Here is a 9,350-nt window from a genome sequence, read left to right as displayed (position 1 = left end):
CTGTCACCTCGTCGAGGCAACTATATAAGTGTAACACCTAAAGAACAAGATGTCAACACTTAATTCAAATTTTTAACACTCTCTTTGAGCGACTTTTCAACTATAACACTTTATATTTTTATCGTCAATACTTTTTTTAATTTTTTTCTAAAAAGCAAGACAAGTATTATAGCGATAATAATTATAACACACTTTATATTTTTAGTCAAAAGTATGCACGTATTTTTAAAGCAACACAAACTATGTTACATACACTTTAATAAAATGTCAAGACTAAAATAAGACTTATTAACAGACTACTAACAGACAAATTAACTAGACGATAAAATTTCCTCCATTTTACAAGTTATAGTAATAAACCACCAGTGTATAGGTTAACTAAATTATACATAAAATAATCTCACCTTAAACCTTGGAGGGTTAACTATTGAGAACAATTTTACCTTTTTTAACTTGTTTATTATTCCTAATTATTCCTCAGATATCGATAAAGGCAGAAAATGAAAATGTTTCATTAATTAATTCTTATGAAGAAGACTTAACAGGTGACGGCTTTCATGAACAATTTACACTAAGGGGGATCTTATTATCCGATGAAAGTAATTTTTATCGAGATATTTGGCTCGATATAACAAGTCCATTTTCTAAACAATGGAAAATTTCTTTGGAAAGTGGATATAATCCTAAATTAAAACTAATTGATTTAAATCACGATAATACATTCGATCTATTTTATGAAGTTGCTAAAAATGAAGAAAGCACTCATTCTATTTACCAGCTCTATACGGTAAAAAACGGCATAATAAAACAACTTCCTATACCGAAGCATAATCATATACAAGCACGATTATTAGATGACTTTAAAGTTGAAATTACATTAAATCCAAATATGAAACCAATTATTAAAGACATATCTGACGACATGATTAAATATATTGATCAAAATTTATACGAAGAGGATGGGAAATTATTAGAAGATAAAAGAATTAAAATAACTCCAATAACTTTATTAGAACCTGTCCTAATCAGTGAATCGAAAGGATATGGGCTGAAAAGCAATCAATACATCAAAGGTTTAGATGAAAAAGATATCTTAGGTGAGATTGAGACACTTTGGTATTTTCAAAAAGATGATTGGATCATATTAAAATCGGAGTGGAGAGATAGTGATTAATGTCTGCATCATCCTTAATTTATTGGTTATGTATCCTTTTATTTTAAAAACTTAAACTACACTAACCGAGGATTAACGTACAACTGAGGATACGTTACAAAAATCTTCAAAAGAACAAACAATTCTTAGTAGGACAACGAACAGAAACATTTTGTACTTTTTTATCTTCCTAGAAAATAGGCGACGACATCACTATTTTTCTTCGAGTGATATCTTCGCCTTTTTCGACTTACTATCTTCGCTAATTAATTCGCAACAATATTAACCAATTTACCAGGAACAACAATTACTTTACGTACTGTTTTTCCTTTAAGCCATGGTTGGATTTTTTCATTTGCCAATGCTTCCGCCTCTAATTCTTCTTTTGATACTTCTTTGGAAACATTAATTTTTGATCTTACTTTACCCATTACTTGAATAACTACCTCAACTTCTTCTTCGACAAGCTTTGATTCATCGTACGTTGGCCATTCTTCATACGTAATCGTATTTTCGTTACCTAAACGTTCCCAAAGTTCTTCCCCCAAATGTGGTGCAATTGGGTACAGTAACTTAATAAACCCTTCAATAAAATCTTTAGAAATTTTATCTACTTTGTATCCTTCGTTTACAAATACCATCATTTGAGAAATTGCCGTATTAAAATGTAAATTTTCAAAGTCAATCGTTACTTTTTTCACCGTTTCATGGTAAATTCGTTCCATCGACTTGTCATATTCATTAACAATTTTCGAGGATAAATTCCCTTCACCCGTTACTATCAATCTCCATACACGATCAAGAAAACGTCGTGCCCCATCTAATCCGGTTGTTGACCATGCTACATCTGCATCAAACGGTCCCATAAACATTTCATATAATCTTAATGTGTCTGCGCCATGACTTGAGACAATGTCGTCAGGGTTTACAACATTCCCCTTCGATTTACTCATCTTTTCATTATTCGCACCAAGAATCATTCCTTGGTTAACTAACTTTTGGAAAGGTTCTTTCGTTGGTACAACTCCGATATCGTATAGAAATTTATGCCAAAAACGTGCATACAATAAGTGGAGTACGGCATGTTCCGCACCACCGATATAAATATCGACAGGTAACCATTTTTCAAGCAGTTTTGGATCGGCAATTTGCTCATCATTGTTCGGATCGATAAATCGTAAATAATACCAACAACTACCTGCCCATTGTGGCATTGTATTTGTTTCGCGACGTCCTTTCATTCCTGTTTTAGGATCAACTACATTAACCCAGCCGCTATTTGCTAGAGGAGATTCACCAGTTCCAGATGGTTTTATTTCCGTCATTTTTGGTAATTCAAGAGGTAATTCTTCCTCGGGAACAGTCGTCATTGTACCGTCTTCCCAATGAATAACTGGAATCGGCTCCCCCCAGTATCGTTGCCTTGAGAATAACCAATCTCGCAAACGGTAAGTGACTTCCCTGTTTCCTTTCTCGTTTTCCTCTAGCCAATCAATCATTTTTGTAATAGCTTCGTCTTTATTCAATCCATTTAAAAAATCCGAATTGACATGCTCACCGTCACCTACATAAGCTTCTTTTGAAACATCTCCACCTTTTACAACCTCTATAATAGGTAGATCGAATTTAGTTGCAAATTCATAGTCGCGTTCGTCATGTGCCGGTACCGCCATAATAGCACCAGTTCCATATGTCATTAACACGTAATCTGAAATCCAAATTGGGATTTGCTTTTTATTTACTGGATTAATTGCATAGGCGCCAGTAAATACCCCCGTTTTTTCCTTCGATACATCCGTACGTTCAATTTCTGATTTACTTTTAACTTCTTCTATATAAGCTTCAACATTCTTGCGCATATCATCTGTCACAATTTCTTTAATGTATGGATGTTCCGGTGCAAAAACAGCATATGTTACACCAAATAACGTATCAGGTCGTGTAGTAAAAACTTCAAACTCCAAGTCATGATCTGCCACTTTAAATGTAACGTCTGCTCCTTCTGAACGTCCGATCCAATTACGTTGCATTTCTTTAATGCTTTCAGGCCAATCTAATTCTTCCAAATCTTCTAATAAACGATCCGCATATTCCGTTATTTTAAGAACCCATTGTTTCATCGGTTTTTTTACAACCGGATGATCCCCACGTTCACTTTTACCGTCAATAACTTCCTCGTTTGCAAGCACGGTACCTAAAGCGGGGCACCAATTTACTTCAATATCATCCATATAAGCAAGCCCTTTTTCATAAAGCTTCGTAAAAATCCACTGGGTCCACTTATAATAAGAAGGATCTGTCGTATTGATTTCTCGATCCCAATCATAGGAAAATCCAAGCTCCTGAATTTGACGTTTAAATGTCGCAATGTTTTTCTCAGTAAATTCGGCTGGACTATTACCTGTGTCTAATGCATACTGTTCTGCAGGTAAACCAAATGCATCCCAGCCCATTGGATGAAGCACCTCATAACCTTGCATCCGTCTCATTCGAGAAATGATATCTGTTGCCGTATATCCCTCTGGGTGACCAACATGTAGCCCTGAACCAGATGGATAAGGAAACATATCAAGTGCATAGATTTTTTTCTTTTCTGATGTTGCATCTGTTTTATAAGTTTTATTTTTTAACCAATAAGCTTGCCACTTAGCTTCTACTTCGTTATGGTTATAACTCATAACCACTGCCTCCCTATAATAAATACCATTCTTATGCAATAAATTTAATTTATTTTAAAAAGCTTCCCATGATGACCAAAGAGGAGCTAATTCCAAAAGCTAGAATCATTTATGTAATTTATTTATAATATAATAGAGGTTGGTCAAAAAGTCCGGTAAAAATGACACATCGAATTTCTTCGTTGGCTTGCTTTTCCGTTCCTCACGTATTAACTACATACGTTTCGTTACTCAAAGCTACCCCGCCTCGAACTACTCGGTACTTTTTATCCTCCTTTTTGAATACGTACTAATATAAGTTCATTTCTACAGTGTTAACAATAATCCATGTACTTAAACTTTTGCATTACTATTTCTATGAACATATGAACATATGAAAAAATTTGCACTAACTACTCGAATTGTAGTGAATGATGCATGCTTTGTCAAGATTCGAGCTAGTTCTTGCTTTTATTCCCTTTCAAATTAAATTATACTACAAACATGTGAGATATCCTATATTGTTTATAAAAAGTCGAGGTATGATCTAAATGTTACAAGGAATAATCCCCTTTGCTCATCAATTATTAAAAGAAACTGTCAATAAAGGTTCGGTTACTGTCGATGCAACTAGTGGAAACGGTAATGATACACTTTTCTTAAGTGAACTTGTTGGTGAATCAGGAAAAGTATACGCTTTTGATATTCAACAACAAGCGATAGAAACTACGAAGGCTTTATTAAAAGAAAAAAAATGCCATAATGTTAATCTCATTCATGATAGTCACTCAAATGTAAAGCAATATTTACCTGATAATATAGAGATCTCTGGAGCTATCTTTAATTTAGGTTATTTACCAAGAAGTGATAAGCAAATCATAACAAAAGGTGATACAACTATTCAGTCAATTGAAGCTTTACTGGAAATGTCAAAAAAAGGCGCACGCATCGTCGTAGTTGTCTATCATGGGCATGAGGGTGGGAAGGAAGAAAAAGATGCAGTCATCCAATTTGCTAGAGAATTAGATCAAAAAAACTACGGTGTCATTCAATATCAATTTATTAACCAAAAAAATAATCCACCATTTGTAGTTGCAATTGAAAAAAGATAAAATAACTTATATACATATATGCACGGAGGTTATTCAATGATACATCATTATAAACATGTCGAACCGAAAATCCACGATTCCGTATTTGTTGCTAAAAACGCAACCATTATTGGAGATGTTGAGATTGAGCAAGGAGCAAGTATTTGGTTTAAAACTGTCATCCGTGGTGATGTCGCTCCCACTCGCATCGGGAAAAATGTAAATATTCAAGACTTATCGCTCGTCCATCAGAGTCCGGATTTACCTGTCATTATTGAAGATGATGTTACGATTGGACATCAAGTGACAATCCATGGATGTACGATAAGGAAAAATGCACTAATTGGAATGGGTTCTCTCCTACTTGATGGCGCTGAAATTGGAGAAAATGCTTTTATCGGTGCCGGAAGTTTAGTTTCACCAGGAACAAAAATTCCACCGAACACGTTAGCTTTTGGTCGTCCGGCAAAAGTTATCAGAGAACTGACTCAAAAAGACTTAGATGAAATGGAACGAGTCCGAAAGTCATATAGAGATAAACGAGATTATTATAAAAAATATACGAACCTTGGGCTAGATTTTTAAATATCCTCGATGGATTAGAAACAAAAGCAAGAAGCCCGCACCTTCTCAGACAGCTCAAGCAATAATCAAAATAGTATATTTACTACAGTAAGTCTTTGCTTAAGACCTCAATGGGAATAGCCGCCAATGTAATTATTTTTATTTCTGATGATAAGTTACCACAATTAAAGAACGCGTATAGTTAACCAGACACTTGTACTTTTTCTGAAAATATATAATGGGGTGTATGTATGATGATTAAATTTTTTTTACTATTCACCATGATTGCATCCGTCTTTATGTATTACAGTATAAAAACCTCTGATACATTTTTTAAAACAAGTAGTCTTATCTGTTCTATTTTATGTTTCATCACTAGTATTATTTTGTTTAGTATGTATGTAGGTGATCTTAAGGATAAACTCGGACTTGATACATCACCAACAATTTTTACAAAACCGAGTGAAATGTTAAAAGTACCAGTTGAACAAAAAGTATCTAACTTAATTATTGAAGAGCCAAATATCAATAAACAAGAAGCTCAATTAGAGGCACCGCTTATGAAACAATTACCTGAGTTACCACGGGGATGTGAAATTACATCATTGGGTATGTTATTAGCTTTTAACGATATTCATGTTGATAAACTAGAACTTGCAGATAATATAAAACGAAACCCGGCAATTTTTGAAAGAAGAGGGGATAAAACTTATTTCGGAAATCCAAATAACGGTTTTGTTGGTGATATGCTCTCCTTTGACACACCAGGACTAGGTGTGTATCATAAACCAATTGCTGAATTAGCAAAGCAATATGCGGCTGACATGACTGTTCATGATTTTACTGGGGAAGATTTTTCTGCAGTTGAGGAGCAAATAAGTTTAGGACGTCCTGTATGGGTAATTATTAACTCTCATTATAATAAATTACCTGAAAGTGAATTTATTACTTGGTATACAGAAGATGGACCTATTGAAGTTACGTATAGAGAACATTCTGTACTTCTCACCGGATTTGATCAAGAAAACGTTTATTTTAATGACCCGTTAGACCAAAGGAGTGAAGCCCCAAAAGAAAATTTTATTGAAGCATGGATTCAAATGGGAAAGCAAGCAATTACTATCTATTAAATAAATTGCTTGCTCTTTTTGATTTTCGCTTTTCACTTATTTTCGGCTATTTCAATGTAATAAAAAATTTATTCTCCTTATAGTGCATGCAGTTTCGAGCAGCGGAATGTATGCATTATAGTGCATGCAGTTTCGAGCAGCGGAATGTATGCATTTAGATACATGAGCAAAGATCTGGCACGCAGGAAAAGTGATCTTCTTTTCCAAGGAAACGCTTCTAGCACGTAGAAAAAGTGCTTTCCTTTTTCAAGGAGCGGAGAAACAAGCATTCGTGCGAAATTCGCAGTGTCATTTTTACCGAACTTTTTGAACATCCTCTTATATAATCATATTCATTACTTCTACTAGTTACATAGAAAAATTGATTACACATAAATACGATTATTGATTTGCTCCACTTTTTGCTTAGAAAAATTATATTTCCCCTCTATAAATACTTGATGCCACACCATGAATATTAAAAATGTCCATATCTTCCTACTATAATCAGCATTTCCCTTACAATGTGTATCAAGTAGATTGTTAACATATGATTTATTAATGTATTCCTCTACCTCACTTTCCGCAATGACTTGTTTTGCCCATCCATTTAATTCTCGTTTTAACCAATGACGAATAGGAACAGGAAAACCAAGCTTTTTCCGGTGAAGAACATGGTCGGGGACAATACCTCGTGATGCCTCTCGCAATATATATTTTGTCGTTAGATTAGTGACTTTTAGTTCTACTGGAATTTTACTAGCAAGTTCGAACACTTCCTTATCCATAAATGGCATGCGTATCTCAATTCCATTAGCTTGAGACAACTTTTCAGCTTTTAGCAAAATATCACCGCATAACCAAGTATTTATATCAATATATTGCATTTGGGAAACGAGCGGCTCATCCTTTACATGTTCAAAAAGTTGCCCTGTGATCTGTTTGTAGGAGACATTTTCATCAAAATAGTGTAAAAAATGTTGTTTTTCTTCTTCTTCAAACATTTTCGCATTACCGATATAACGCTCGTTTAATGGTGTTGTTCCTCTTATTATAAAGCTCTTTCCTCTTACATGTTTTGGTAAATGTTGAGCATATTGGCGAAGTGCACGCCTTATCTGTTTCGGGATATAATCAAATATTTTTAATGATGTTGGCTCTCGATAAATATTGTAGCCACCAAACAACTCATCGGCTCCTTCACCAGATAAAACGATATCAACATGCTTGCTAGCTTCTTTTGCAACAAAATATAGTGGGACACAAGAAGGGTCTGCTAAAGGATCATCTAACTGCCAAATAATTTCTGGTATTTTATCTACATATTGTTCTGGTGTAATGATTGTTGAAATATTTTCCACTTCTAATTTTGTAGCCGTCTCTTGAGCTAGTCCTACCTCAGAAAACCCCTCCTGTTCAAAGCCGACAGAAAACGTTTTTATGTCTTGTTTGATTTGCTTCGCTAATGAAACAATTAAGGTAGAATCAATTCCACCAGACAAAAAGTTACCAATCCGTTTGTTTTCATTTTTCATATATGCCTTAACTTTCTCCAACATTACGTTTCTAATTTCTGTAACCCAATAATTTTTATCGGTATGTATTGGATTAAACGTTGCCTTCCAATAACGAATAAATTGAATTGGGTGATCCTCCGATTTGATAAAGTAAGTGCCTGGATGAACCATATGTACCCCTTTTGTTAACGTGAATGGTTCAGGAACATATTGAAAGCTAAAATAATGTTGTAATGCTTCTGGATCTATAGCCTCTTTTCCTAGAAATAGCACAATTCCCTTTTTGCTAGAGGAAAAAATAAATGTTTTATCATTTTCGTGATAAAACAGTGGCTTTACCCCAAAATGATCACGAGCACCATATATGGTTTTATTTTTTTTATCCCATATAATAAGGGAAAATTTCCCGATAATAAACTCAAACACATCCGTATAATATGTACGAAATAACTTCGCAATTATTTCTGGCATATACGGTCCCTCGATGTGTATATCTTCATTAATCCTCCACTTTAATTTTTCTGCATTGTAACACTCACCATCAAAATAAACGTGAAATTGGTCATCATAAAAATATTTTCCTTTTTCTTCTGTTCCCTTCTCTACATCATAGCCTAAGAAAAAGTGTTCCTCATTTATAAAATGTTTTTTCGTATTAGAAACACTGCCGGAAATTGTTTCTGTTAAACTTGACTGTAATTTTTCATGTTTTACATTCGTGACCTCATAATAACCCCCAACGAATTGACTCATGTTTATTCATCTTCCTTTTTCTTCTATTTTAAGTAATATAATACCATGTGTTTAATTTACAAACAATATTGAATATACTATTTACTGAATATTTAAGTATTTTTTTATAATGTTTCATTATTTTGTCATAATTACATTATATCTATACTATGATTACGTAACTTATATTTTGGAGTTTGTCATGATATATCACTATAAGTACGTTTGAACATCCTCCATAATAATAAACCACAGATGCAAATTTCCGTTTTTGTTGCGAAAAAAGCAACGATTAATGAGGATAAAAAGAATCGGATTTAGGTTTAGATGTTTAAATTTCAAAAGCAACCTAGCTATATTACGAGCTTTGGTTGCTTTTAATTTTTCGCCAAATAATGTTACAACTATATCCTCTTCACCAAAATCGCTCGTCTCATTCGATTTAGCGCTTCTGTTCCTTTTTCTTTATTCATAATCGTTAAATGAGCAATCCGTGACGAAAGAGCCTCCGAACGAATATCTGTTTC

Annotated in this window: 6 protein-coding genes; 4 read left to right on the top strand and 2 right to left on the bottom strand. The window is 33.9% G+C overall.

Going from position 1 to position 9,350, the window contains the following annotated elements; genetic code table 11:
- Positions 1-427: 427 nt before the first annotated feature.
- Complete coding sequence (locus SPD89_RS04790; RefSeq protein ID WP_336260820.1) at positions 428-1,174, top strand: hypothetical protein; 747 nt, start codon at positions 428-430, stop codon at positions 1,172-1,174.
- Positions 1,175-1,419: 245 nt separating this feature from the next.
- Here SPD89_RS04790 and leuS read toward each other — a convergent pair whose 3' ends face one another.
- Positions 1,420-3,831, bottom strand: a complete 2,412-nt coding sequence (gene leuS, locus SPD89_RS04785; RefSeq protein WP_336260819.1) for a leucine--tRNA ligase — start codon at positions 3,829-3,831, stop codon at positions 1,420-1,422.
- Positions 3,832-4,361: 530 nt separating this feature from the next.
- On the opposite strand from leuS, the gene SPD89_RS04780 reads away from it, so the two are divergent.
- The 3 genes from SPD89_RS04780 (at position 4,362) to SPD89_RS04770 (ending at position 6,595) form a co-directional block, all read left to right on the top strand.
- Positions 4,362-4,922, top strand: a complete 561-nt coding sequence (locus SPD89_RS04780; RefSeq protein WP_336260818.1) for a tRNA (mnm(5)s(2)U34)-methyltransferase — start codon at positions 4,362-4,364, stop codon at positions 4,920-4,922.
- A 36-nt stretch (positions 4,923-4,958) separates the two neighbouring features.
- Positions 4,959-5,486: a gamma carbonic anhydrase gene (locus SPD89_RS04775; RefSeq protein ID WP_336260817.1), complete on the top strand. Its 528-nt coding sequence runs from the start codon at positions 4,959-4,961 to the stop codon at positions 5,484-5,486.
- 233 nt (positions 5,487-5,719) lie between these two features.
- On the top strand, positions 5,720-6,595 hold the full coding sequence (locus SPD89_RS04770) for a C39 family peptidase (protein ID WP_336260816.1): 876 nt from the start codon (positions 5,720-5,722) through the stop codon (positions 6,593-6,595).
- A gap of 365 nt (positions 6,596-6,960) precedes the next feature.
- Here the strand turns inward: SPD89_RS04770 and asnB are convergent, their stop codons facing one another.
- Positions 6,961-8,844 carry an asparagine synthase (glutamine-hydrolyzing) gene (gene asnB, locus SPD89_RS04765; RefSeq protein ID WP_336260815.1) on the bottom strand — a complete coding sequence of 628 codons (1,884 nt, stop codon included), beginning with the start codon at positions 8,842-8,844 and terminating at the stop codon, positions 6,961-6,963.
- Between the last annotated feature and the right edge of the window lie 506 nt (positions 8,845-9,350).

The organism is Pseudogracilibacillus sp. SO30301A (assembly GCF_037072025.1).
Taxonomy (GTDB): Bacteria; Bacillota; Bacilli; order Bacillales; family Amphibacillaceae; genus Pseudogracilibacillus.
This window is presented reverse-complemented; position numbering and strand designations above follow the sequence as displayed.

Bases quoted from the DNA above. Each gene is read 5' to 3' on its own strand.
- asnB (WP_336260815.1), bottom strand. From the start codon at position 8,844: ATGAGTCAATTCGTTGGGGGTTATTATGAGGTCACGAATGTAAAACAT.
- leuS (WP_336260819.1), bottom strand. From the start codon at position 3,831: ATGAGTTATAACCATAACGAAGTAGAAGCTAAGTGGCAAGCTTATTGG.
- SPD89_RS04775 (WP_336260817.1), top strand. From the start codon at position 4,959: ATGATACATCATTATAAACATGTCGAACCGAAAATCCACGATTCCGTA.
- SPD89_RS04780 (WP_336260818.1), top strand. From the start codon at position 4,362: ATGTTACAAGGAATAATCCCCTTTGCTCATCAATTATTAAAAGAAACT.
- SPD89_RS04770 (WP_336260816.1), top strand. From the start codon at position 5,720: ATGATTAAATTTTTTTTACTATTCACCATGATTGCATCCGTCTTTATG.